A 25,078-nucleotide genomic window follows, 5' to 3' on the forward strand; every position below is an offset into this window, starting at 1 on the left:
AACGGCTATACCGGTAAGGAATTATGTGCGCAATCGCTGGAGAATTACGTTTTGATCAACGACCGGCCGACCTGGCTGCAGTCGAGCGAATCACCCACCACATGGCCGCCCGCGGCCCCGATGCCCACGGCTTTCACAGCCAGGGCCCGCTAGCCCTCGGCCACCGCCGCCTGAAGATCATGGATCTGGCTGAAGCCTCCGGCCAGCCGATGATCGACAGCGAACTGGGCCTGACGATGGTGTTTAACGGCGCCATCTACAACTACCCGGAACTGCGCGAAGAGCTGAAAGCCCTCGGCTATCGCTTCTTCTCCGATGGCGACAGCGAAGTGCTGCTCAAGGGCTACCACGCCTGGGGCGCAGACATGCTGCCCAAGCTCAATGGCATGTTCGCCTTCGCCATTTGGGAGCGTGACAGCCAGCAGCTGTTCATCGCCCGCGACCGCCTCGGGGTCAAGCCGCTGTACGTGTCACGCACGGGCGAGCGCCTGCGCTTTGCCTCCAGCTTGCCGGCGCTGCTGGCCGGCGGTGATATCGGCAAGACCCTCGACCCCGTCGCCCTCAACCACTACCTGAACTTCCACGCCGTGGTGCCCGCGCCGCGCACCCTGCTGGCTGGGGTGGAAAAACTGCCGCCTGCCAGCTGGATGCGTATCGACGCCCAGGGCAACTGTGAACAGCAGACCTGGTGGAACCTGACATTCGGCCCGCAGCGCGAGGAAATCGCCTTCGGCCTGGAAGAATGGCAAGAACGCGTGCTCGACGGCATGCGCGAGGCGGTATCGATCCGCCAGCGCGCTGCCGTGGACGTCGGCGTGCTGCTGTCCGGCGGCGTCGACTCGAGCATGCTGGTCGGCCTGCTGCGCGAGACCGGGGTGGAAAACCTCTCCACTTTCTCCATCGGTTTTCAGGATGCCGGCGGCGAGCGCGGCGACGAGTTCCAGTATTCCGACCTGATCGCCGAGCACTTCGCCACCCACCACCATCAGCTGCGTATCGGTGAGCACGAGATTCTCGAACAACTGCCAGCGGCCTTTCGCGCCATGAGCGAGCCGATGGTCAGCCACGACTGCATCGCCTTCTACCTGCTGTCACGCGAGGTAGCCAAGCACTGCAAAGTGGTACAGAGCGGCCAGGGCGCCGATGAGCTGTTCGCTGGCTACCACTGGTATCCGCAGGTGGACGCCGCCGAAGATGCCTTCGGCGCTTACCGCGCGGCGTTCTTCGACCGTGATTACGACGAATACGCCGCCTGCGTGCAGCCCGCCTGGTTGACCGGCGACATGGCCGGAGACTTTGTCCGTGAGCATTTCGCCCAGCCCGGCGCCCTAGCGGCAGTGGACAAGGCGCTGCGCCTGGACAGCACGGTGATGCTGGTCGATGACCCGGTCAAACGGGTCGACAACATGACCATGGCCTGGGGCCTGGAGGCGCGCACACCGTTCCTCGACTATCGCCTGGCCGAGCTTTCGGCACGTATCCCTGGGCGTTTCAAGCTGCCCGATGGCGGCAAGCATGTGCTCAAGGAAGCGGCACGTAAGGTGATCCCCAGCGCCGTCATCGACCGACCCAAAGGGTATTTCCCGGTGCCTGGCCTCAAGCACCTGGAAGGCGCAACCCTCGGCTGGGTGCGTGACCTGCTGCTCGACCCCAGCCAGGATCGCGGCCTGTTCAACCCGGCCATGCTGGATCGTTTGCTGAGTGACCCGCACGGTCAACTGACGCCCTTGCGCGGCTCCAAGCTGTGGCAGTTAGCCGCGCTGAATCTCTGGTTGAACGAACACGGCCTGTAGAGCGCTGCGGTGGATGAGCACAAGCGCATCCACCGCAGTGTTTAAACCCTGAAATATGCAATCTGCTCACGGCAAAGGAAACTCTCCAATGCGTGCCACTGCCTTTAATCAACGCCTGCTGCGCGGCCAAGCGCCTTCCTACGAGCGCCTGCAGGCGCGCCTGGCCGAGGATCACAACGCCCCGCGCAGCGAGCCGCAAGCCGTGCACTGCGGCTGGGGCCGCCTGCTGCTCGGCCACACCTACCCGGATGCTGCCGCCCTGGCCAGTGATCTGCTGACCGAGCAGCCCGGCGAGCGCGATATCGCCCTGTATGTCGCCGCGCCGCACCAGGTGCTGGCGCAAGCCCCGCAGCAGCTGTTTCTCGATCCCTCCGATACCCTGCGCCTGTGGTTTACCGACTACCGCCCGGCACGCCGCGGCTTTCGCGGATACCGAGTACGCCGTGCACAGAATGCCGAGGACTGGCAGGCGATCAACGAGCTGTATCAACTGCGCGGCATGCTGCCGATCGACCCCGGCAAGCTCACTCCGCGCCATCTTGGCGGGCCGGTGTATTGGCTGGCCGAGGATGAGGATAGCGGCGCGGTGATCGGCAGCGTGATGGGCCTCAATCACCACAAGGCCTATCAGGACCCGGACTATGGCAGCAGCCTATGGTGCCTGGCAGTCGACCCACGCTGCAGCCGGCCAGGGGTCGGCGAGGTGCTGGTGCGTCATCTGATCGAACACTTTATGAGCCGCGGCCTGAGCTACCTCGACCTGTCCGTACTGCATGACAACGAACAGGCTAAGAGCCTTTACGCCAAGCTGGGCTTTCGCGAGCTGCAGACCTTCAGCATCAAGCGCAAAAACGGCATCAACGAAGCCCTGTTCCTCGGCCCTGGCCCGCATACACCGATGAACCCTTACGCGCGGATCATCGTCGATGAAGCGTTGCGCCGTGGCATCGAAGTGCAGGTCGACGACGCCGACGCCGGGCTGTTCACCTTGAGCCACGGCGGCCGGCGCATCCGCTGCCGGGAATCCCTGAGCGACCTGACCAGCGCGGTAAGCATGACCCTGTGTCAGGACAAGCGCCTGACCCATCGCGCCCTGGCCCGCGCCGGTCTGCACCTGCCCGCCCAGCGCCTGGCCGGCAGCGCCGAGGACAACGCCGCGTTTCTCGCCGAGCATGGCAGCCTGGTGGTCAAGCCGGTGGATGGCGAACAGGGCCAGGGGGTGGCGGTAGACCTGCGCGCACCGCTAGATGTGCAGGACGCCATCGAACGCGCCAGCACCTTCGACAGCCGCGTATTGCTTGAGAGTTTTCACCCAGGCTTTGATCTGCGCATTCTGGTGATCGGCTTTGCCGTCGTGGCCGCCGCCATTCGCCGCCCGGCCGAAGTGATCGGCGATGGCCAGCACAGCATTGGTGAGCTGATTGATGCGCAAAGCCGCCGCCGGCAAGCCGCCACCGAGGGCGAAAGCCGTATCCCCAAAGATGGCGAAACCCTGCGCACCCTGCATGCCGCCGGGGTGGACTACAGCAGCGTGTTGCCCGCCGGCCAACGCCTGCCCGTGCGTAAGACCGCCAATCTGCACACTGGCGGCAGCCTGAAGGACGTAACCGATATCCTCCACCCGGTGCTGGCCGATGCTGCAGTAAAAGCCGCACGCGCCCTGGATATTCCGGTGGTCGGCCTCGACCTACTGGTGCCTGCGGCCGATCAACCCGAGTACGTGTTTATCGAAGCCAACGAGCGCGCCGGCCTGGCCAACCACCAGCCGCAACCCACGGCAGAGCGTTTTATCGACCTGCTGTTCCCCTTGAGCCAAACGCCTAGCTAACCCCTTCCCCAGCCCCTCTCCGGAAACGGCTGAGGGGCGCAATCGCCCCAGAGGAGACTCCATGCAGCAACTCCCCGAACCCGACCTCGCCTATCTGCAGAAAGTGCTGTTGGAAATGCTCGCCATTCCCAGCCCCACCGGCTTTACCGACACCATCGTGCGCTACGTCGCTGAGCGCCTGGAGGAGATTGGCATCCCCTTCGAGATGACCCGTCGCGGCACCATTCGCGGCACCCTCAAAGGCAAGCAGAGCAGCCCCGACCGCGCAGTGTCGGCGCACCTGGACACCATTGGCGCGATCGTCCGCGAACTGCAGGACAACGGCCGCCTTGGCCTGGCCGCAGTCGGCTGCTGGTCGAGCCGTTTCGCCGAAGGCAGCCGCGTCAGCGTGTTTACCGATCACGGCGTGATTCGCAGCAGCGTACTGCCGCTGATGGCTTCAGGGCACGCCTTCAACACCGCAGTGGACCAGTTGCCGATCAGCTGGGACCACGTCGAACTGCGCCTGGATGCTTACTGCAGCACCCGCGCCGACTGCGAATCACTGGGCATCTCGGTAGGTGATTTTGTCGCCTTCGACCCACTGCCCGAGTTCACCGAAAGCGGCCATATCAGCGCCCGCCATCTGGACGACAAGGCCGGCGTCGCTGCCCTGCTTACCGCGCTCAAGGCCATCAAGGAAAGCGGCCTGGAACCGGAGATCGACTGCCACCCGCTATTCACCATCACCGAGGAAGTTGGCTCCGGAGCCGCAGCCGCCCTGCCCTGGGATGTCAGCGAATTTGTCGGCATCGACATCGCCCCGGTTGCGCCGGGCCAGCAGTCCAGCGAACACACCGTCAGCGTGGCGATGCAGGATTCCGGCGGGCCTTACGACTATCACCTGTCACGCCAGCTGCTGCGCCTGGCCAGCGAACATGAAATCCCGGTACGCCGCGACCTGTTTCGCTACTACCACAGCGACGCACAATCGGCGGTCACCGCCGGCCACGACATCCGCACCGCCCTGCTGGCCTTCGGCTGCGACGCCACCCACGGCTATGAACGCACGCATATCGACAGCCTCAAGTCTCTCAGCCGTTTGCTTGCCGCTTACGTGCTCAGCCCGCCGGTATTCTCCAGCGATGCCCAGCCCGCGCAGGGCTCGCTAGAGCGCTTTAGCCACCAACTGGAGCACGATGCGCAGATGGAAAGTGATACCCGCGTCCCGACTGTCGATAGCCTGCTGCGCCCACGCGATCAGGACGCTTGAAGGGCTGCGCGCATCCGGGCAAAGTGACGGCCAACGCGGTGCCTGGTCAGGCCTGCTGGATAAGAATAATGAGGTCAGTAAATGCCTCGGATATGGCTGGCGGTGGTGCTCTTCTGGCTGTGTGGGCCGGCTTGGGCGCTATTGCCTGCAGCACTGGACAGTACCAACCTGCGCTTATCACTGGGGCCTTCCATGGCCTACTTGGAGGACCCCAAAGGTGAGCTGAGTATTGAGCAGGTCGGCGCACTGGCCGATGAGCGCTTTACTCCGGTTAACGGCGAACACGCCAACCTTGGCAAGAATGCTTCGGTGTGGTGGTTCAAAGTACGGTTTAACAACAGCCTGACGCAAAACCTGACCGGCTATTTGGAAGTTAACTATCCGCTGCTCGATCACTTGCAGGTTTTCTCTGCCGCCAACAACGGCCAGTGGCAAGTGCAGGAAAGCGGTGACCACTTCGCCTTCTCCCAGCGCCCGGTGCAAGTGCGCAACTTTTGGTTTCCGGTAACCCTGGCTCCTGGCGAGAGCGCCTTGCTACTGCGCGTGGAAACCACCAGCACAATTTTTATCCCCCTGTTTTTCAGCACCTACCAAGCCAGCGCTGCCGCCCAGGAAAGCCAGATGGGCATCAACGGTGCGTTCTACGGCGTGCTGTTTGCGATGTTCTGCTACAACCTGTTTTTGTTTATCTCACTGCGTGAGTCGGCCTATTTCTGGTACCTGGTGTACAACCTGAATATTGGGCTGTTCGCCGCCAGCTTCGACGGCATGCTGTTCAAACTGTTACCCGAACATGTCGGCCTGCAGTCGGTGAGCATCTACATCCTGATGTATATCCACTGCCTGACGGCCACCCAGTTCAGCCGCCACTTTCTGCACACCGCGCAATACTTCCCGCGCCTGGACCTAGGCTTGCGTCTATTTATGTTGCTGGTGGGCGCCTGCCTGGTTTCGGTGCCACTGATCGGCCTGCAAGCTTGGAATATCCTGGCCAGCCTAACCGTGCTGGCGGTGTCGCTGGCGCTGCTGCTCTGCGGCGCCTATGTCTGGCGGCAAGGGCTGCGCTACGGTTCTTACTACATCCTGGCTTGGGGCGTTTTGCTGGCTTCGTTCATAATCGCCACCTCTGGTTCATTGGGGGTTGAGCTGTTTGGGTTGTATGGCGCCGCAGTGGTCAAGATCGGCGTCACCATTGAGTTGCTCACCCTGTCCATTGGCCTTGCCGACCGCATCAACCTGCTGAAAGAGGAAGGCTTCCAGTCACGGCGCGCCGCTGAACAGGCGGAAATCGAAAACCGCGCCAAGAGCCGTTTTCTGGCCAAGATGAGCCACGAAATCCGCACCCCACTCAATGGCGTGTTGGGCATGCTGCAACTGCTCAAGGAAACCGCGCTGGACCGCAGCCAGCGCTTTTACGTCGACACCATTTCCAGCTCCGGCAGCTCGCTGATGGCGGTGATCAACGACATCCTCGATTACGCGCGGATCGAATCCGGCAAGCTCAGCTTGGAAAACATTGAGTATGACCTTGAGCAATTGATTTCCGACACCCTCAGCCTGTTTACCGGCCAGGCACTGGACAAGCGCCTGCGCCTCTACGTCAGCCTAGAAAATGGCGTACCCCGGCGCATCACAGGTGACCCGACGCGGCTCAAACAGGTGCTGATGAACCTGCTCAGCAATGCCCTCAAGTTCACCGCAGAAGGCCACGTGGCGCTGAATGTGAGCAGGCGCAATGACTCTCAGGGCAACCCTAACCTGGTATTTGCCATCAGTGACAGCGGTATCGGTATCGGCGATCAAGCCCTTAGCCAGCTGTTTGAATCATTCGTCCAGGGCGACTCCAGCACCACCCGCCGTTACGGCGGCAGCGGCCTGGGGCTGTCGATCAGCAAGGAGCTGGTGGAGATGATGGGTGGGCGCATCGAAGTGCAGAGCACACCCGGCCAAGGTACGCGCTTCGCTTTCGAGATACCGCTGACCGATGAGTCTGTGCAGGTCGACCCGTTGTATGAACTGCTCAAGGGGCACACGGCATTGCTCACCTCCCTTGATGGCCTCGGCCTGGACGCACTGAGCCGCATGCTAGGGCGCTGGGGCATGCGCACCGAGCGTTGCCAAAACCCCGAACGCCTGCTCAGCTACCTGGAGGATTTCGCCGCCCCGCCGTTATTGGTACTGATGGCGCCCTGGCCAGGTAGCCTCCAACACTGGCTCGATTCGCTGCGCCCGCTGCTGCAACCGCGCCAACGTGTGCTGCTGCTCTGCGCGCCCGAGCAGTGCCAGCAACTAACTAACGCCGCTGGCCTGCAGGTGCTGACCCTGGCGCAACCGCTGGCGATCAACGCACTGCGTAATGCCCTGGTGGAGCTCTACGAGGAGCCGCGCATTGTCGAAGCCGAACCATTGCCGAAACGCACTTACCACACAGACAGTGCGCCGTGCATTCTGGTGGCTGAAGACAACCCGGTAAATCAATTGGTGGTGCAGGGCTTTTTAAAGAAACGCGGTTACAACGTGCGCCTGGTGACCAACGGCTTGGCTGCCCTCAATGAATACCAGCGCGACCCAAGCGCAACGCACTTGATTTTGATGGACTGTGAAATGCCGGAAATGGATGGCTTTGAGGCCACTCGGCAGATTCGTCGCCTAGAGCGCCAGAACAACCTGCCTGCGGTGCCGATTATCGCCCTCACTGCGCACATTCTCGATGAACACCGCCAGCACGGATTCGCAGCTGGGATGAATGACTTTCTCGGTAAACCGCTGGACAGCGCCAAGCTCTACCTCACCCTCGACGCCTACCTACAACCCACTGTTGCGGGCACCTAAGTAACACGCTGCCAAGATGCTTTAGCAGGCCGCTCACATAACCCTCATGCGCCTGACATAGGTAGTTTTGCAACGGCCTGTTAGCATTGCCGCTGCGCTTTGGAGGCCATGCCGTGCTGATCCCTTATCACCTGCTCGAAGCTGACACCCTGACCCGCCTGATCGAAGATTTTGTCACCCGCGACGGCACCGACAACGGCGACGAAACCCCGCTGGATACCCGCATCGAACGGGTACGCCATGCCCTGAGCAAAGGCCAGGCCGTGATTGTTTTTGACGCAGAAAGCCAGCAATGCCAACTGGCGCTAAAACGCGATGTGCCTAAAGAATGGCTGGATGCACTTGAAGATCTAGAGGGTTAAGTAGCCAGCTAACCGCGCAAGCCGCCTTCGCGCTCCCACGCGCAGCGCACGCGCAACTCACCTTCTTGTGGGCTGTGAAAGCCGTTATCCGACTCCCAGCGAAAGGTGTGCGTGCCGTTCAGCTCGGTTTCCAGATGCACCACCGCGCTGGCCCAATACAAGCGTTTGAGCAGTGCCTCGAACTGCTTGATCCACAGGCTCCACTCGTACTCCACCGTGCGATAGCTGGCGCCGAAATGGATCACTTGGGTTTGATACACGCCATCGCCCGGCTGCTCACAACAGGCGAACATTCCCCCCCCCAGCAAGCCCCAAGCGTCACCCGCCGGCAGGTCGGCAAGTACCTGCCGATTGATGTCACGGCGCAAACGGCTTTCCGCTGGGCTGTCCGACGGCCAGTCACGGATACAACCATAAACGATGGATTCGGACTCCACGCAGGCACTCCAGCAAATCAAGGCTGCCTTCTACCACAGTCGTAAAAGCCAAGGAAGGAACGGCGGCTAAATAAGGGGTATTGCCGCAAAAAACCACGCGCAACTCATTTCAGCCGGACTTGCGAGCACGCCCATGCCCCAACACCCAAGCCAGCAACGTCATCATCAGCGCCAGCGCCGTCAACACCATAAACGGCAGCTGATAGTTACCGGCCAGATCTCGCGCCAGCCCTGTTAAGACGGGCGTCAGGCAGGCCAGGCTGTAGCCCATGCAGAGCATCATCGCGGTCCAGCGACTGACGGCGATCGGCGATGCTGCCTCATACAGCGGCAACACCAATGACAACGCAAACGAGCCCCCCAAACCGAAACCAACAGTGACCGCCCACAGCTCAGGCAAAACAGTGGGCTGAAAAGTGATCATCATCAGACTGATCGACGACAACAAGCCGCACCCCATCAACAAGGCATACCGGTTCTGGAAGCGCTGCGCCAACCAGGGCAACAGAAACGAGCTGGGCAAGCCCATCAACATCGACACACTGAACAGGCTGTTACTGTGGATTAGGCTCAGCCCAGCTTCGTGATAGCGCGCCACCGCCCAAGTGGCCAGGGCATAAAACAACCCAGCCTGAAGCGCGAAGAAGCCACTGATCAACCATGCCCGTGGCTGCCGCCAGGGCAAACCCTCTGCAGCGCCCGTATCGCTCTCAATGCGATTGGGCAGGCACAGCCATAACACCAGCCCGACTAACGCCGGCACCGCCCAAAAGGCCAGCCCTCGGGCCCAGTCATCGCCCAACCACTGCGTAGCAGGCACGGTTAGCACCGCACCTCCAGCGCCGCCAATGGCCATGCTCAACGAATACCAGCCCACCACACTGCCCATACGCCCGGCAAAATGGCGTTTGATAAAGCCCGAAAGCAACGGCCCGGCGACCGCAATAGCGGCGCCCAAAAGCACCGCACTGCCAATCAAAACCACACTGGCATGGGCCATCACGCGCAGCAGCAATGCCAGCGCAATCAGCGCCATGCACACGGCTATCGTGCGCTCAAGCCCCAGTCGTAGCGCCAAGCGTGGCGCGAAAGGTGCCAGCAAACCCATACACAACACAGGCAGCGCAGTGGTTAGGCTGATCAAGCCTCGGCTCAGGGCCATTTCGGTAGCAATCCGCTCAATCAGCGGAGCCAGGGAAGTGATACCGGGCCGCAAGTTGATTGCAGCCAGAACGAGGGCCAGCAACAGTAAGGCCCGGGGGAAAGGTTTCACAGAACATCCATCAGTTACGCGGCCATGCCGACATGACCGCAAACCTTAGAGCGCGAACTCATCGTAAACAAGCCCGAACGATGATTAAGCTGACCGTCAAATCAATAATCTCGCCTCAGCAGGGCACTATTATTTACTGCGTGGCGCACGCATCTTATCGGCCATCGCGGTCATTTCGTTGTACAGCAGCTGTGGGTTCTTCTGCTTCAGTTCCCAAGCCATGCGGCCCTGCTCATGCGGCAGAATCATAAACTCGCCCTTGGCAATCGCCTGGTAAATGTAATCGGCAATGTCCGCCGCGCTGATCGGAGAGCTTTCCAGCAGCTTACCCACCGCAGCCTTCATCGCCGGCGTTGGGCCGCGGAAGGAGTCCAGCAAATTGGTTTGGAAGAACGAGGGACACACCACATGCACGCCGACTTCCTGCATCTTCAGCTCAATCAGCAGGCTCTCCGACAACGCCACCACGCCGGCCTTGGCTACGTTGTAGTTGCTCATTGCTGGGCCTTGCATCAAAGCCGCCATGGAGGCGATGTTGACGATTTTGCCTTTGCTCTTTTCCAGCAACGGCAGGAAGGCCTTGCACCCCTTGACCACCCCCATCAGGTTGATCGCAATCTGCCACTCCCAATCCTCCAGTGACAACTCACTGAAGAAGCCACCTGAAGCCACACCGGCGTTGTTGACGATCACATCGATACCGCCAAGCTTCTCCTCGCAGGCCTGAGCAAACGCGGTCAACTGGCTATAGTCACGCACATCACAGCGCTGGGTAAAACCATCGCCGCCCGCCTCACGCACCATCTGCAGGGTTTCCGCCAGGCCTGGCTCGTTGACATCCGAGAGCGCCAACTGCCAGCCCTCACGCGCCCAACGCAAGGCCATCTCACGCCCCAAACCTGAACCTGCGCCCGTGATCATCATGCGATTTTGCATACGGAGACTGCCTTTGCTGCTGTGATTGGTGGGTCCAGTGTAGCCGGGTAAATTATCGAGCCGGCATACCATCATCCATCTGAATAAGGCGGCCTAAGCTCAACTCACGGCCGACGCCTGCGCTGCCAAAGCAACACGCCATAAATCAGGCCATTGAGCAGCAGAACAAATACCCCTAAACCAATCTGAACATGCGGCGTCAGCCCAGCCGGATAGATGATCGGCAACAGATAGTGCTCAACAAAACCACCGCTGTACCCGGCCTGCCCCGCCGCCACACGCAAGCTGTGCTCCAACGGCGTCAGCGGACAGGGCCAACGCATCAACTCCACTAACACACCCCACACGGCCGCCGGCACATGCAGCCAGCCCAACCCGCGCCAACGCCACACTAACAACCCACCTAAAACCGCGAACAGAATAAACAGCAGATGCACAATCACCAGCGCATCTGCCGCCATCGCTACCCAAAACATAAACCGCCTCGCTGTTAACGCTCGCGCCTATTGCAGCGGCACACGCAAACAGTATTAAAAAGATGATCGCCAGAAAGCAAAAAGGCCGGTTGGTAACCGGCCTTCGTTAAAACAACTGAGCGCGTTAGTTAATACTCAATTTGTCGCGATTCTTCTCAAGCGTTGCTTCGCCAATCCCCTTGACCTCTAGCAACTCATCCACCGAAGCAAAGTCGCCGTGTTCTTCCCGATAAGCAACAATCGCCTGCGCCTTGACCTCACCAATCCCCGTCAACTCGCGTTGCAGAGTGACAGCATCGGCCGTATTCAGGTTGACTTTGGTGACAGCGACTTCAGCACTCGGTGCTTCAGCGCCAGATGGACTGGACACCTCCGCAGCTGAAACCATCAGCGAGAAGGTGGCCAGCAGAGCAAAAAGTAGAGACGAGAGTTTAGTGTTAAGCATCGTGTGCGTCCTTTCGTTAGTTTTATAGAAACGCATGGGGTATTCCACTCCACGCTTTCTCAAAACTAGACGCTGTTACGAAACTGTCAAACTGACCTAACTAAAATTTTCACTCCGCGAAACTGATATGCGTCACGCAAAAACTAACTGATCCTGAAATTAGAACTCCAGCAAACCTGTAGCAACGGAATTGCTGGCGAAAGACAAAAAACACCAACGACCGAATTCACCCCTGCAGTGAAAATTTGCTGTGTAACTCCACTTATGGCTCAATTCTCCGCTGCTGATAAATCCAGTCGACAACATCGCCTTCGGGTTTATAGCCGCTAACAGTCTCACGCAGCAACTGGCGTACCCGATCATAGTCATCACGCGCAACCGCTGCCAGCAGATCAACCAACACCACCTTGAAAGCATCCCAGGAAAGATGCTCTTCGTTCGCCCGCATGATCATCGGATGTTCGGTAGGGCTGACGTTATCGCCGATCAGCAACTCCTCGTAGAGCTTCTCACCCGGGCGCAGGCCGGAAAACTCGATAGCAATATCGCCCTGTGGACTCTTCGCCGACCGAACACTCAAGCCACTGAGATGGATCATCTTTTCCGCCAGCTCAGCAATCTTAACCGGCTCGCCCATGTCCAACACGAATACGTCACCGCCTTTACCCATGGCGCCCGCCTGGATCACCAGCTGAGCGGCCTCCGGGATGGTCATAAAGTACCGAGTGATATTGGGATGGGTGACCGTAACCGGCCCGCCTTTACGAATCTGCTCATGGAACAGAGGTATTACCGAGCCGGATGAGCCCAGCACATTGCCAAAGCGCACCATGGTAAAGCGCGTTTTATTTAACTGACGCAGCGCCTTGTCATCGTCGAACAAGACTGGCGCAGACTCGCGACTAAGGGCCTGGAGCACCATCTCAGCCAAACGTTTAGTGCTGCCCATAACATTGGTAGGACGGACTGCCTTGTCGGTGGAGATCAGCACAAAGTTACTCACGCCAGCCCTAATCGCTGCTTGTGCAGTATTCAGCGTGCCCACCAAATTATTCAGCACACCCTCGGCAATATTGTGCTCCACCATCGGCACATGCTTATAGGCTGCAGCGTGATAGAGCGTATCCACTTTCCAAGCCTGCATAACATCCAACAACCTATCAGGATTGCGAATGGAGCCAAGAATAGGCACCAGGCGCAGCGGCAAAGACTCACGCTTGATCCTAGCCTCAAGCTCACTGTGGATGCTGTATAGATTGAACTCACTGTGCTCAAACAGCATAAGGGTTGCAGGCTCATTCAACACAATCTGCCGACAAAGCTCAGCACCAATCGAGCCACCGGCGCCGGTTACCATCACCACCTGATTACGGATGCAGCGCTCAAACAGAACCTGCTGCGGAGGGACGGAATCGCGCCCCAGCAAGTCAGCGATATCCACCTCCTGAACATCCTCAACCTTGACCCGCCCACTGGCCAGGTCCATAAAACCAGGAATGCTGCGCACGTGAAGTGGAAAACGCTCTAGCTCCTCAAGAATCTGCCGTCGCCGCCCACGCGAGGCTGAAGGCATAGCCAAGAGAATTTCATCGGCGCCGGTTTCATTGATCATCTGCAGAATGTGTTTGGAGGTGTAAACCTGTAGCCCAGCAATGGTGCGATTAGCGATGCCTGAATCATCATCAATAAAAGCCACTGGGCGCATGGCACGCCCAAGACGCAAGGCAGCCACCAGTTGGTTACCCGCTGAACCAGCACCGTAAACCGCAACTCTAGGCAGAAGCGGAGCTACTGCAGCTGTTCGCCCTGGATTTAACTCGAACCAATTACCTACAAAATACTGGCGCATGGCAAGGCGTAAACCGCCTAAAAGTAAAAGGCTCAACCACCAGTAATTGAATACCATCGAGCGCGGTACCAGAGCCGTAGGGCCGCGATACCAGTAGACCGCCAAAGCCAGCACCAAGGCCGATAACGTCACGGCCTTAGCGATAGTGATCAGAGCATCATTACCCACATAGCGCATCACCGCCCGATACATACCCAAACGAATAAAGATCGGCAAAGCAATAATGGGTGCCAGGAGGAATAGCCAGCTATGACCGTCAAACGGTTGGGCTGCATCCAGCTCTCCTAGGCGCAGAGCAAATGAAAGCCAAAGCGCTAACCAGATCAGCGCGACATCAGTTACCACTTGCAAAAACCGCTTTTGTCTACGCGGTAACTGCAAGAGTCCCTGACGTAGAGCGTCTATCCGCTGGCGAATCATATTTATTCCTTAATATCTGGCTTGCAATGCGGTGCCCGGGACAACTACATCACCTGATGCAACGCTAACACCATAGCCTGCACTACAACCGGCCTGCAGCCATGCTGAAGCACCCACCTGAACACCACTAACCAAATTGACGCCGCCCCAAGATGGGCAAAGTCACCGATGCAAACATCGTGATCAACCACAGCGCCGACATTGACAATTGCACTTTGACCCAAGCCTAGCGTCAGTCCCAATCACTGCCATCGCAAGTACAGCCGATCCCTGCCCGATGTGAGCGGACGGACTAACCCAGGCGCGCGGGTGTACAATGCTTACCAACTCAATACCTGCAGCTTTAATCCGCGCAACCCAAGCTTCACGCAAAGACTTATTACCCACAGCGGCAATACCTCCCGCGACTGACAAACCCAAAGCCAGCAAACTATTCAGGTCACCAACTGCCTCAATTCCGCAGACCACCTTTAATTGCGGCCAGCGATCATCGAGAAAACAGACGCGTTGCCGCTCACCAGATAGCAATGCAGCCTCGGCAACAGCCTTGCCATTTCCGTCCGCGCTAAGCACTAACAACGTTCGTAACGGGCCTATACTCGCTCAAGCGCTCCAGCTCGAAACCTGACAGCCAAGATCAGCAAAGGGGTATAGGCCAGCAACAGCCCAAACAAGCCGTTACCACCTGATGCAACCCAGAGTGCAATTGGTATTAACCAGAACAAATTAATCGCAACGACTGTCAACGTCACTGGTAAGTGACGACCGAAGTGACGTGATGCGTATTGATAGGCATGGCTACGGTGGGCTTCATAAACCTTATCTCCACGTAACAACCGCCGGAAAAGGGTGAAGGTCGCATCGACAATAAAGACCCCCAACAGAATCAACCAACCCCAGAGTAATGATGCGTTGGTCCACGCAGCTTGCAAAGAGAGGATGCCCAACACTACGCCGAGGAAGCCACTGCCTGCATCCCCCATAAAAATACGGGCGGGCGGAAAGTTCCAGAACAAAAAACCTGCAACCGCAGCTGCCAGCAATAGCGGTAAGAGAAGCATATTTAAATGCCCAAGCAGGCCATACATCAGGGCACCACCAAGGCAAATGCTGATCGCCTCGACACTGGCAATACCGTCAATACCATCCATAAAGTTGTACAGATTGAGCAGCCATACCAAATAGAGTGAGGCCAGCAAATAGCCGAGCCAGCCCAAATCAACTATATGGCCTAACACTTGCAAAGGCGGCAAACCATTGAGCCAGAACAGGACCCAAGCAGCAGCCGTAAAATGTCCAAGCAGACGCCAGCGAGCAGCTATATGACCATGGTCATCAAGAAAACCAAGGGCCGCGATAACCGTACCAGCACCGATCAGCGCATAAAAATACTCAGATTGAACTCCCATCTCCATAAAGAACGCTACGCACAGCGCAAACAGGAACGCTACTACAATGGCCATTCCACCGCCCCGCGGCGTGGGCTGGCTATGGGAGCTGCGCGCATTGGGAACATCCATCAAGCTGCGGGACAACGCATAACGCCGCAACCAAGCTGTCAATATCCAAGCAAGGACAGCCACTAAAAAGCTAAAGATCAGAACACTCATGAACGGGTGTCCTCCAGGAAGTGCGCAGCAGTCTTGGCCAGCGCCTGCTCCACAGTAAGTGGTGGCACCCAGCCTAGACGCTCGCGAGTTTTATCTATATTCACCTGTAGCGAGCCGCATAACCGTTGGCTCAGTGCTCGACGCCCCAATAAAGCCGCGCCATGCTCGATCCATGATTGAGGAATAGGAATTAATCTAGCCGGGCGTCCCAAGGCGCTACTCAAGCGGCGCAACAACTCAGTAGTGGACAGGTCCTCACCATCGCTCACAAGAAAACGCTGACCACTTGCCGCCGGATGTGTAAGACACAACACCAGTAAGTCCACCAGATTATCCAGCGCCACAAAACTACGATGATTGTTGATGACCCCCAAGGGCAGTGGTATGCCGCGATGCAGCCAACGCATCATGCTGTGGAAGTTTGCTTTCACGCCTGGCCCATAAATCAGCGGTGGACGAACAATAACCACCTCCAGCCCTGTCTCGGAGGACAACGCCTTCAACGCTTCTTCGGCCTCATATTTGGATATGCCATATGGGTCTACAGCCTCAGGCAAGTCATCTGCACAATAGGCATGCCCTGGCAAGGTCTGCTCACCATTGACCTTGATCGAGCTGACGAAGATGAAACGACGTACGCCAGCCTCCACTGCCTGGCAAGCCAGCCGCAGAGTGCCCTCAACGTTGACCTGACGAAACTCGCCAAGCGGGTCAATGGATTGCTCGCTCATCACATGCACCCGAGCGGCGCAATGGATGACAGCATCGACATTGGCCAATGCCGCCGACCAATCCGCATCCAAAGCCAGCCCTGGGGACAGGCAAACTTCACAATTAGCCGGGAAAGTAGGCGGTAACTGGCGCATGGCGCAGCGCAAATCATGTACACCGTCGACTAGCAGGCGTGCCTGCACTGCGCACCCAACGAAACCGCTGGCACCCGTAAGCAAAACACGCATGGTTTTAGCCCTTGTGCCAGACAGTACGATTTACATAGTCGGTGTAGCTGAGCACAACTCGCACAACCTGCAACGAAACCGGGCCACCTTCATAATCAGGAACTAGCGGAATACGACGCGATACGGGTTGATGTTGACTGGTAATAACCTTGACCGCCGACAACACCGAATCCTTCTTTAATCCACTCATTATCAGAGTGCCCTGGTCCATGCCTTCCGGACGTTCGTGAGCGTTGCGCAGGGTCACTGCCGGCAGGTTGAGTAGAGAGGCTTCTTCAGTAATAGTGCCGCTGTCGGATAGCACACAGAACGCATTCACCTGCAGCTTTATGTAGTCCAAAAGACCGAATGGCTTGGAGAAGCAAATCAGTGGGTGCTCCAGTGATTCACCCAGCGCCTCCAGACGCTTGCGAGTACGCGGATGGGTCGACACGATCAGCGGATAACCATATTCATCGGCCAGTGCACGCAGAGTGGCAAGCAGATCGCGAAGATTATCCGGAGTATCGACGTTCTCCTCGCGATGGGCGCTGACAATAAAGAACTTGCCAGCCTCCAGCCCCTCGCGAGCAAGCACGTCAGAGGCCTCGATCTTTGGCCGGTAGTAGTCCAGCACTTCATGCATGTGCGAACCGGTCTTAATGATGGTCTCGGGGCGAATGCCCTCGGCGATCAGGTAACGGCGAGCATGCTCGGTGAGCACCATGTTGATGTCAGAGAGATGGTCGAGCACCTTGCGGTTGAGCTCTTCCGGCACGCGCTGATCGAAGCATCGATTTCCTGCTTCCATATGAAACACAGGAATCTTCCGACGCTTGGCCGCAATGACCGCGAGACAAGTATTGGTGTCACCATACAGCAACAGTGCATCGGGTTTTTCCAGCTCGAACACGGCATCAGCCTTGGCGATTACCTCTGCAATAGTCTGTGCAGCAGTTTCACCGGCAGCGCCAAGAAAGTGATCAGGCTTACGGATTTCTAGGTCATCGAAGAAGACTTGGTTCAGCTCGTAGTCGTAATTCTGCCCGGAGTGCACCAACACATGATTAACTTGGTGGTCAAGTTCGGCAATCACCCGACTCATTTTGATCAGTTCCGGACGCGTCCCTACCAGGGTCATAACCTTAAGCATCGAGCTGCTCCTTGATGTAGTCGAGCTTGAGCAGCAGTTGCTTAATGCCCTCAATGTCCAGGCGCTCGGTATTGTGCGAGGTGTAATCATCGAACTCGGCGATCTTTTCCTCACCTTCGACGAAGTACTTCTTGTAATTCAGATCGCGATTGTCCGCAGGAATACGGTAGTAGCGGCCCATGTCCTCGGCTTTGGCCATCTCCTCACGGGAGACCAAGGACTCGTAGAGTTTCTCACCATGACGGGTGCCGATCACACGCACGGCATTGCCATGCCCGAACAACTCCTTAAGCGCCTGGGCTAGGTCACCGACGGTGGATGCCGGTGCTTTCTGCACAAACAGATCGCCCTGTTCGCCATGTTCGAAGGCATGCAGCACTAGATCGACGGAGTCCTCAAGCGACATCAGGAAACGCGTCATGTTGGGATCGGTGACGGTCAGCGGTTCGCCACTGCGCAGTTGATCAATAAATAAAGGGATAACCGAGCCTCGGGAGGCCATAACGTTGCCGTAGCGAGTGGCACACACCACTGTGCCGCCGACAGGAATCATCCGCGACTTGGCGACCATCAGTTTTTCAGACATAGCCTTGGAAATGCCCATGGCATTGATCGGATACACGGCCTTGTCGGTAGAAAGCACCACCACGCGCTTGACGCCGCTGGCGATGGCAGCATTGAGCACGTTCTCAGTACCATTGACGTTGGTACGCACTGCTTCCATCGGATAGAACTCACAGGACGGTACCTGCTTGAGCGCCGCCGCGTGGAAGATATAGTCCACCCCGACCATTGCCTGCTTGAGGCTGTCGTAGTCACGTACATCGCCGATGTAGAACTTGACCTTGTCGCTGGCCAGAGCGATACGCATGTCCTCCTGCTTCTTCTCGTCACGGGAGAAGATGCGGATCTCGCGCACATTGGTATCGAGGAATCGCCGCAACACCGTATGACCGAAGGAGCCGGTGCCTCCGGTGATCATCAATACCTTGTTATCAAACATATAACCTTCCAGAACGTGAACGCAGCCCGGAGGCTGCGTGGATTCCTTTTCACCAGCACGCCGGAGTGCTTACCGGCACTGCTCGTACATACGCCGGATCAGCTCCGGCCACTCAGGTGCCACATAACCGGTCACTTCGCGGAACCGAGAACCATCCAGCGAACGATCAATCACCAACGCATCGTCGGGCCGGATATCGATTGTCTTGTCATACTGAGCAGCTACCTGACTGAGCAGCCGGAACTTGTCGATCGGCTTAGCGGCGACATGATACAGGCCATTGAGCTGGGGGTGCGGAACAACGAAGTCCTTCATCACCCGAGCCAGTTCGACCGTCGGCAGCCCAGAGAAAATCGCCTTGGTGAAACCTTTGACCCTACCCTCCTGGGAGAGGAACCAATCCATCAGAGCGTGGTTCGAGCCCAGTTCGTGGCCGATAATTGAGGTACGCAGAGTGATCGCATGTGGCAGGTCATGCAGCTCACCGATGTACTTGGATTTGCCATAGAGGTCTTCCGCGTCAGACAAATCACTCTCCTGGTACAGGCCCTTACGCCCAGAGAATACACAGTCGGTGCTGACATGAATCAACCGCGCACCACCCAGCTCGCACAGTCGCGCCAGCCGATGCGGCAGCATGGCATTGATAGGCAATGCGGTGAGTGGGTCCTGGGCATCGGCCAACTGCTTGATCAGGCCGACGCAGTTGATTACCACATCCGGCTGAACCTTTGCCATCACTGCAGTCAGCACATCCTGGTCGAGTACATCGACACCGCAAAGCAAGCGTGCCTGGCTATCCTGCGAAAATTGGCGAAGGGCTGAAGCACTTCGCAGCGTACCCCAGGTCTGGTGCGCGGCATCAGCACCGAACACGCGAAAAACGGCATTGCCAAGCATGCCGGTGGCGCCAAGAATCAGAATCTTCATGTCACTCAAAACCTTTGCTGGAAGGCGTTCCCGCCAAATGTTTCACCAGAATTTTAACCTGCCGCCCCATCTCGAAGTTGCCATCGAAATAGGCCCTGCCGGAGCACCCCATTGAGGCCCGCTCGACCTCGCCCAGCGCCTTCATGCAGCGAATGTTCGCCACCAGCGGCAGCACTTTCTCAGCCGGCGAAGACAGCCCGGCACGTGCCTCGCTGACCACTCGCGCGCCTTCGCCGTTAAGACAGGCGATGATCGGCCGCCCTGCCGCAAGATACGCCTGAATCTTGCTCGGCACCGTCTGAGCAAAGGCTTCCTCATCATTGAGCGACACCAGCAACGCGGAAGATCGCTCGAAGATCTGCGCCATCGACTCCATCGGAAAGCGGCCGGGCATAATCAGATTGTCCAGTACATGCGCCTGCTGTTGTGCCTTGAGCCACGCCAGGCGACTGCCGCTGCCCACCAGCACCAGGCGGATCTGCGGATCGTCACGCAGAAGGACCGCCGCCTGCACAATGGTTTCCAGCGACTGCGCAGTACCCAGGTTACCGGCGAATACCACGCAGAAGTTCTGCTCAAGCAGTTCAAGCAGCTCGCCAGGCACCGGCACCACGGCTTTGCTGCTGACGTCCATAGAATTGGGGTAGTACTGGATCTTCCCACGGTCAGCATAGTGCGCCACCGGCTCAACGAACGCCCGTGACTGCACCAGCAGAGTGTCGCACTGGCTATAAATGCCGCGCACCATCCAGCCTACCGCACGCAGCAGTTGCGGGTTGCGCACGAAGCCTGTGGCCGAGAGGCTCTCCGGCCACAGGTCCTGCACCCACAGGGCCAGCTTCGCCTTCTTCAACCACTTGAGGAGGATAGCCGGAATCGCCTGAGTGATCGGCGATGGCGCAAATACCATAATCGCATCGAACTCGCGCCTCCGAAGCATCCACGGCAGGCACAATAGACCGCTGAAAACAAAGGACAGGTAATTGAGGATCAGACTCTTCGATCCACCCTGCCCTCGCGGCCACAGCGGCACCCGCAGCACTTCGATGCGCCCTAGGTAGCGTTCGCGCTGGGTACCTGCGGCGTGGTAGCCATCGAAGACCTTGCCATCGGGATAGTTGGGCTTACCGGTGGCGACCACCACGTCGTGGCCCTGCTCGTCGAGCGTGCGCACGATGTCATTAATGATAAAACTTTCCGGCCAGAAGTACTGGGAAAGCACCAGAATCCGCATGATTTAGGGCCTCCTCGCTGGAGAGACAATGGCTTGGTAGAGTTCTATCATACGCGCCGCATTGGACTCGATAGTGAAGGTCTGTTTCGCCCAGACCCTAGCCTGAGCGCCAAGCCGTCTGCGCAATTCGGCGTCCTCGACCAGCCGCTGCAACGCGTCCGCAATCAACAGTGGCTGCGGCTCCGCAACCGCCAACCCTGTTACCTCATGAATCACAGCATCCGCAACCGGATCACACACCACAACGACACTGGGAATACCATAGAAGGCCGCCTCGAAAACCGGCCGACCTGCAGCGTTCAGGTGCGATGGAAAGCAGAGAATATCCAGCTGTGGGTACAACGTCCGCACATCCGTGACAAACCCAAGCAGCTCGACCTGCTGGTGAAGACCGTGGCGTTCGATCAATGCCTCCAACTCGACCCGGACATCACGTCCGAAGCCAAACTGCGCCAATAGCCAAGCCTTCCAGCGTGACAGCTGGCGGGCGTTCTCGCCGGCCACCAGGCAACGGATATTAACCCCTCGCTGCTTGAGAATACGCATGGCTTCAAGCAACTCGAAGATACCCTTCAACTCGACCAGCACACCGAGAAAACCGACCTTAACCGGCTTGACTTCGCATACCGGGCGGGCGAGGGATGTGGCGGCATCGATACTCAGCCCATTGTGGATGACGCTCAGCGGCAGATCGTCGGCAAGCGTCGCCGCCACCGTTTGATCGATCGCCACCACCGCATCGGCGTGGCGCCGAAGCAGGCCGGTAAGCAAGCGCGTGCGCCGCCCCTCGCCAGGCGGGCGCTGCAGCGAACGCACATGCACCACCATCGGCACGCGCAAAAGCCACTTGGAAACGATACCGAGTGGCAGCAAGGTCAACTCGTTCACATGGATCAGATCGAAGGTCTGATGGCGCAGGCGCCAGAGTGCCCGGAGCGAAAACGGCAGCAGATAGAGCTCACGCAACAGAATCAGCCAGCGTAGGCGCCGGTAGAAGCCGTAGCGCGTGTTATCGAACTGACTCAGTCCTCGCACAGTCTGCACATCCAGCCCAGCCGCTGCAAACGCCCCCTGGGCCGAGCCGGCCGGAGTCAGGACAGTACCACTGACACCATATCCGGCCGACTGCCGATACAGCTCGATAAGACTTTTCGAGGCGCCGCCGAAGGCCCCGGCTGGATGCAAGTAGAGCACTCGCATAGGCTAACCCCGTACTCCATAACCCAATACCGTCCGAGCCCGCCTTGCAGAGACAGGCGAGCGTTGCCCGAAGGTCATACCAGCCTCTCGACTTCCGCCAGCAGAAGCTGACCGCCGCGCTCGTAGTTGAGCTCCTGCGCGGCGACATCCGATGCCTGTTTGAAGCCACTGACAGCCGCAGCATCCAGCTGCTGGATCACAGCCGCCAGCGCATGAGGCTCGAAGGATTCGGCTACCACGCCACAACCATACTGACGGAGCAATGTCGCCATTTCCGGGGATGGTCCAATCGCCACGGCCAGACGGGCCTGGATGAACTCGAAGAACTTGTTCGGCAAGGCGTGTTCATGATTGAAGTTGACCGGGGGCAATAGATAGACCCCGATATCGAACTCGTTCAGACGCTGACAGATGTCCTGCATAGCCACCGGCTCGATGAAGCGGATCCGCGGGTTCGCCTTGGCCGCCGTCCGCAACTCAGCCATGTAGGCCGCATCGGTTTCGACCAGCATGAAATCCAGCGTAAAGCGCGCATCGAGGTGCTTCATCATATCGATCATGACACCCAGGTGGCGAGAACGTATGGCTGAACCATGGTGGACCAGGTGAATGCATTGGGCATTCACCCCTGACGGCGAGAGCTTCTGGTCCAGCGGCGCGTTATGGATGACGTTGCACGGCACGCCATATTCACGTTCATACTGCTCGGCTATACCCTGGCAGACGGTGGTCATGGCCGCCGCCTGGGGCAGGTAGCGCTTGCACAGGGAGTGGTGATAGCGGCCGAACAGCAGCTTCCAGAGCAGCTTGTCATCGAACTCCCGGGGCGAATATTCGTGCGCATCCATGAGTACCGGCCGGCCTTGCGCCAGCTGCAGGGACAGCGGCAACGCGGAGATATCATTGGCGACGATCAGGTCGAACCGACGCTCGCTCAGCAGACGCACGGCGTGTCGCACCAGCGGCAGGTTCCAGTAGTAGCTCTCGAAGGCACCCAACAGCAGCTTGCCGGCCCAGATGCCCTTTCGCACGAGCCCGGCCGGCGGTTTGTCGAGAGCCAGGAACTCGATATTCGCGTCCGGCGCACGGCCAAAACCAGCTACGGTCACCTGATAGCCATGCTCGAGCAGGCGCACCTGGCGCATTACGCGCGGATCGCTATGAATGACCGAAAACGAAATGATCAGAACAGACTTCAAGGTTTTATAGATCCGATGTCATGCAATAAAGTGGCTGTACCAGCGGCAGAAATTGATCCAGCGCCAGACCTGCCAAGAGAAGGGTTTCTTGCCCGCGATGATCAGCTCAAACTCGCGTAGCACTTGCGCCTGATTGAAGAACGGCAACTGCAAATCTTCACGCAGCCAGCCGCGCACGGTGTCCGCCATCGAAATCAGCCAGGCTTGCTCCGGCGTTGCAAATCCGATCTTGTCGCGCCGATCAAGAACATCATCCGGCACAATGCCGCGCATTGCAGCACGAAAGACGTGCTTGGTCTCGCCCTTGGAAGAAATGAGGTAGGACTCGGGTAGCGACAAGAGCAGATTGACCATATCCAGAGTCAGGAAGGGCACGCGGCTTTCCACCGAGAAACGCATCGAGTTGCGGTCGCCGTGCCGCAGCAGTGCCGGCAGGCCGCGCCGTATCAGCGACAGTGCCAGCTCGGCAACTACGCGGCGCCCCGCTTCGCTCTGCGGCGAACGCTGCCTGGGGAAGTGGCTGATGACGCCGCGCTCCACCAACGGCTCGCCGTTGATCCAGCTGGGCAGCGCATCGGAGCCATTGATCTTGCGCAGCAGCGCGTAGAGCCAGCCTTCGGTCATTTCCGCAGCCAGCCGCTTGGCACCGCCGATGCGGTCTCGTCCCGGCCACTTGGCCCACTCGTTAAGGAAGCTCAGCGCCTCGGCGAGCCGTCCCTTTTCGACCAAACTACGCAGCCGATGCCCGGGGTAACCGTTGTAGCCAGCCAGCATTTCATCGGCGCCCTGCCCGTCGAGGGTAACGGTAACCCCCGACTCGCGCGCCAACTGGAAGACCCGATACTGTGCATAAATACTAGTGCTGCCGAATGGCTCACCTTGGGCCAGTATCATCGAATCCAGGTCGCGCACCAGCTCATCGGAGCCCACCGAAATCTTGTACGGCACCGCGCCGACATGAGCGTTGATGCGATCTACCCAAACCTCTTCGCTCATATCGCTGCCCGCGGCGATATAGCTGAAGGTATGGATAGGCAGGTCCGGCTCGACGTGACGCATCGCGCAGACCACCGCAGAGGAATCAATACCCCCTGACAGCGCAGCGCCCAAGGCAACATCGCTGCGCAAGTGCAGCCGGATATTCTGCAGGAACTGCTCGCGGACCAGCTCAGTCGCGCTATCGAACGAGAGATCGGTGCGCTCGACAATGCTCGGCGCCCACCAGCGTTCAGGTTCGGTAACCCGCCCTTCCTGCAGATCGACGATAAACAGGTGGCCGGGCAGCAGATGATGGATGCCTTCGAAGAAGGTGCCGGTCCCGCTGTCGTAGTCCCCGTGTACCAGGTAATCGTAGGCACGTTGCCAGTCCAGCGTCGGCTTGCCTGGCAGCAGTTCCTTGAGCGCCGGCATCTCCGAGGCGAAGTAAAACTCTCCGCCTTTCGCCGCGTAGAAGAAGGGTTTTATGCCGAATGCGTCGCGCACGCAGGTCAGTGTGCCTGCATGCCGATCCAGCACGACAAAGGCGAACATACCGATCAGCCGCATCAGGCAGGCTTGCCTCCACTGGATCCAGGCAGCCAGCAGCACTTCGGTGTCCGAGTCGGAGACGAAGCGGTGCCCCAGACCCTGCAGTTCTGTACGCAGTTCTCGATAGTTGTAGATCTCGCCATTGAAGACGATCGAAAAACGCTTGTCCGCCGACAACATCGGCTGATGCCCGGCAGAAGACAGGTCCAAAATTGACAGACGGGTATGACCCAGGGCGACCACCGAATCACCCATGGGATAGAGCTCATAGCCCCTGTCATCGGGCCCGCGATAGCGGATTTTCTCAAGCGCCCCGGACAGGCGCGCATCCAGCTGTCCGGCCTCTTTCCACCATCCGCCCGCTATACCGCACATACAAGT

21 protein-coding genes are annotated in these 25,078 nt (G+C 58.5%); 5 read left to right on the top strand and 16 right to left on the bottom strand.

Annotated elements, in window-relative coordinates:
- The first annotated feature begins 23 nt into the window (after positions 1-23).
- The 5 genes from AC0J6G_RS10430 to AC0J6G_RS10450 all read left to right on the top strand — a co-directional run bounded on the left by AC0J6G_RS10430 (position 24) and on the right by AC0J6G_RS10450 (position 8,067).
- Complete coding sequence (locus tag AC0J6G_RS10430; protein ID WP_475247476.1) at positions 24-1,793, top strand: N-acetylglutaminylglutamine amidotransferase; 1,770 nt, start codon at positions 24-26, stop codon at positions 1,791-1,793.
- Between the two features lie 88 nt (positions 1,794-1,881).
- The gene (gene ngg, locus AC0J6G_RS10435) at positions 1,882-3,621 is read left to right on the top strand and encodes an N-acetylglutaminylglutamine synthetase (protein WP_475247478.1); all 1,740 of its coding nucleotides are present in this window, start codon (positions 1,882-1,884) and stop codon (positions 3,619-3,621) included.
- A gap of 61 nt (positions 3,622-3,682) precedes the next feature.
- Positions 3,683-4,873: an osmoprotectant NAGGN system M42 family peptidase gene (locus AC0J6G_RS10440; RefSeq protein WP_475247480.1), complete on the top strand. Its 1,191-nt coding sequence runs from the start codon at positions 3,683-3,685 to the stop codon at positions 4,871-4,873.
- A gap of 81 nt (positions 4,874-4,954) precedes the next feature.
- Positions 4,955-7,705, top strand: a complete 2,751-nt coding sequence (locus AC0J6G_RS10445; protein ID WP_475247481.1) for a hybrid sensor histidine kinase/response regulator — start codon at positions 4,955-4,957, stop codon at positions 7,703-7,705.
- A 113-nt stretch (positions 7,706-7,818) separates the two neighbouring features.
- Positions 7,819-8,067 (top strand): YheU family protein, encoded by a 249-nt coding sequence (locus AC0J6G_RS10450; protein ID WP_475247483.1) that lies wholly within the window; start codon positions 7,819-7,821, stop codon positions 8,065-8,067.
- 8 nt (positions 8,068-8,075) lie between these two features.
- Here AC0J6G_RS10450 and AC0J6G_RS10455 read toward each other — a convergent pair whose 3' ends face one another.
- The 16 genes from AC0J6G_RS10455 to asnB form a co-directional block, all read right to left on the bottom strand.
- Entirely contained in the window at positions 8,076-8,504 is a 429-nt protein-coding gene (locus AC0J6G_RS10455; RefSeq protein ID WP_475247485.1) for a hypothetical protein, read from the bottom strand.
- A gap of 109 nt (positions 8,505-8,613) precedes the next feature.
- Positions 8,614-9,777, bottom strand: a complete 1,164-nt coding sequence (locus AC0J6G_RS10460) for an MFS transporter (protein ID WP_475247487.1) — start codon at positions 9,775-9,777, stop codon at positions 8,614-8,616.
- A gap of 129 nt (positions 9,778-9,906) precedes the next feature.
- Entirely contained in the window at positions 9,907-10,713 is an 807-nt protein-coding gene (locus AC0J6G_RS10465) for an SDR family oxidoreductase (protein WP_475247490.1), read from the bottom strand.
- A gap of 104 nt (positions 10,714-10,817) precedes the next feature.
- Complete coding sequence (locus AC0J6G_RS10470) at positions 10,818-11,189, bottom strand: DUF2784 domain-containing protein (RefSeq protein WP_475247492.1); 372 nt, start codon at positions 11,187-11,189, stop codon at positions 10,818-10,820.
- Between the two features lie 124 nt (positions 11,190-11,313).
- Positions 11,314-11,634 (bottom strand): ComEA family DNA-binding protein, encoded by a 321-nt coding sequence (locus tag AC0J6G_RS10475; protein WP_475253685.1) that lies wholly within the window; start codon positions 11,632-11,634, stop codon positions 11,314-11,316.
- A 262-nt stretch (positions 11,635-11,896) separates the two neighbouring features.
- Complete coding sequence (locus AC0J6G_RS10480) at positions 11,897-13,903, bottom strand: polysaccharide biosynthesis protein (RefSeq protein WP_475247494.1); 2,007 nt, start codon at positions 13,901-13,903, stop codon at positions 11,897-11,899.
- A gap of 183 nt (positions 13,904-14,086) precedes the next feature.
- Positions 14,087-14,476: a PglD-related sugar-binding protein gene (locus tag AC0J6G_RS10485; RefSeq protein ID WP_475247496.1), complete on the bottom strand. Its 390-nt coding sequence runs from the start codon at positions 14,474-14,476 to the stop codon at positions 14,087-14,089.
- Between the two features lie 20 nt (positions 14,477-14,496).
- The gene (locus tag AC0J6G_RS10490; protein ID WP_475247498.1) at positions 14,497-15,513 is read right to left on the bottom strand and encodes an MraY family glycosyltransferase; all 1,017 of its coding nucleotides are present in this window, start codon (positions 15,511-15,513) and stop codon (positions 14,497-14,499) included.
- The gene (locus AC0J6G_RS10495) at positions 15,510-16,472 is read right to left on the bottom strand and encodes a UDP-glucose 4-epimerase family protein (RefSeq protein ID WP_475247500.1); all 963 of its coding nucleotides are present in this window, start codon (positions 16,470-16,472) and stop codon (positions 15,510-15,512) included. The genes AC0J6G_RS10490 and AC0J6G_RS10495 overlap by 4 nt, the downstream gene beginning before the upstream one ends.
- A 4-nt stretch (positions 16,473-16,476) precedes the next feature.
- Positions 16,477-17,604 carry a non-hydrolyzing UDP-N-acetylglucosamine 2-epimerase gene (gene wecB, locus AC0J6G_RS10500; RefSeq protein WP_475247502.1) on the bottom strand — a complete coding sequence of 376 codons (1,128 nt, stop codon included), beginning with the start codon at positions 17,602-17,604 and terminating at the stop codon, positions 16,477-16,479.
- Positions 17,597-18,607 (bottom strand): polysaccharide biosynthesis protein, encoded by a 1,011-nt coding sequence (locus tag AC0J6G_RS10505; protein WP_475247504.1) that lies wholly within the window; start codon positions 18,605-18,607, stop codon positions 17,597-17,599. Before AC0J6G_RS10505 ends, wecB begins: the two co-directional genes overlap by 8 nt.
- 69 nt (positions 18,608-18,676) lie before the next feature.
- Positions 18,677-19,537: a dTDP-4-dehydrorhamnose reductase family protein gene (locus AC0J6G_RS10510; RefSeq protein WP_475247506.1), complete on the bottom strand. Its 861-nt coding sequence runs from the start codon at positions 19,535-19,537 to the stop codon at positions 18,677-18,679.
- Between the two features lies 1 nt (position 19,538).
- Positions 19,539-20,771, bottom strand: a complete 1,233-nt coding sequence (locus AC0J6G_RS10515) for a glycosyltransferase family 4 protein (protein WP_475247508.1) — start codon at positions 20,769-20,771, stop codon at positions 19,539-19,541.
- A gap of 3 nt (positions 20,772-20,774) precedes the next feature.
- Positions 20,775-21,971, bottom strand: a complete 1,197-nt coding sequence (locus AC0J6G_RS10520; protein WP_475247509.1) for a glycosyltransferase family 4 protein — start codon at positions 21,969-21,971, stop codon at positions 20,775-20,777.
- Between the two features lie 74 nt (positions 21,972-22,045).
- The gene (locus tag AC0J6G_RS10525) at positions 22,046-23,170 is read right to left on the bottom strand and encodes a glycosyltransferase (RefSeq protein WP_475247510.1); all 1,125 of its coding nucleotides are present in this window, start codon (positions 23,168-23,170) and stop codon (positions 22,046-22,048) included.
- Between the two features lie 18 nt (positions 23,171-23,188).
- Positions 23,189-25,072, bottom strand: coding sequence for an asparagine synthase (glutamine-hydrolyzing) (gene asnB / locus AC0J6G_RS10530; protein ID WP_475247511.1), 1,884 nt, complete (start codon positions 25,070-25,072; stop codon positions 23,189-23,191).
- Positions 25,073-25,078: the final 6 nt, after the last annotated feature.

It is taken from the genome of Pseudomonas sp. TS_SC_3 (assembly GCF_056156225.1).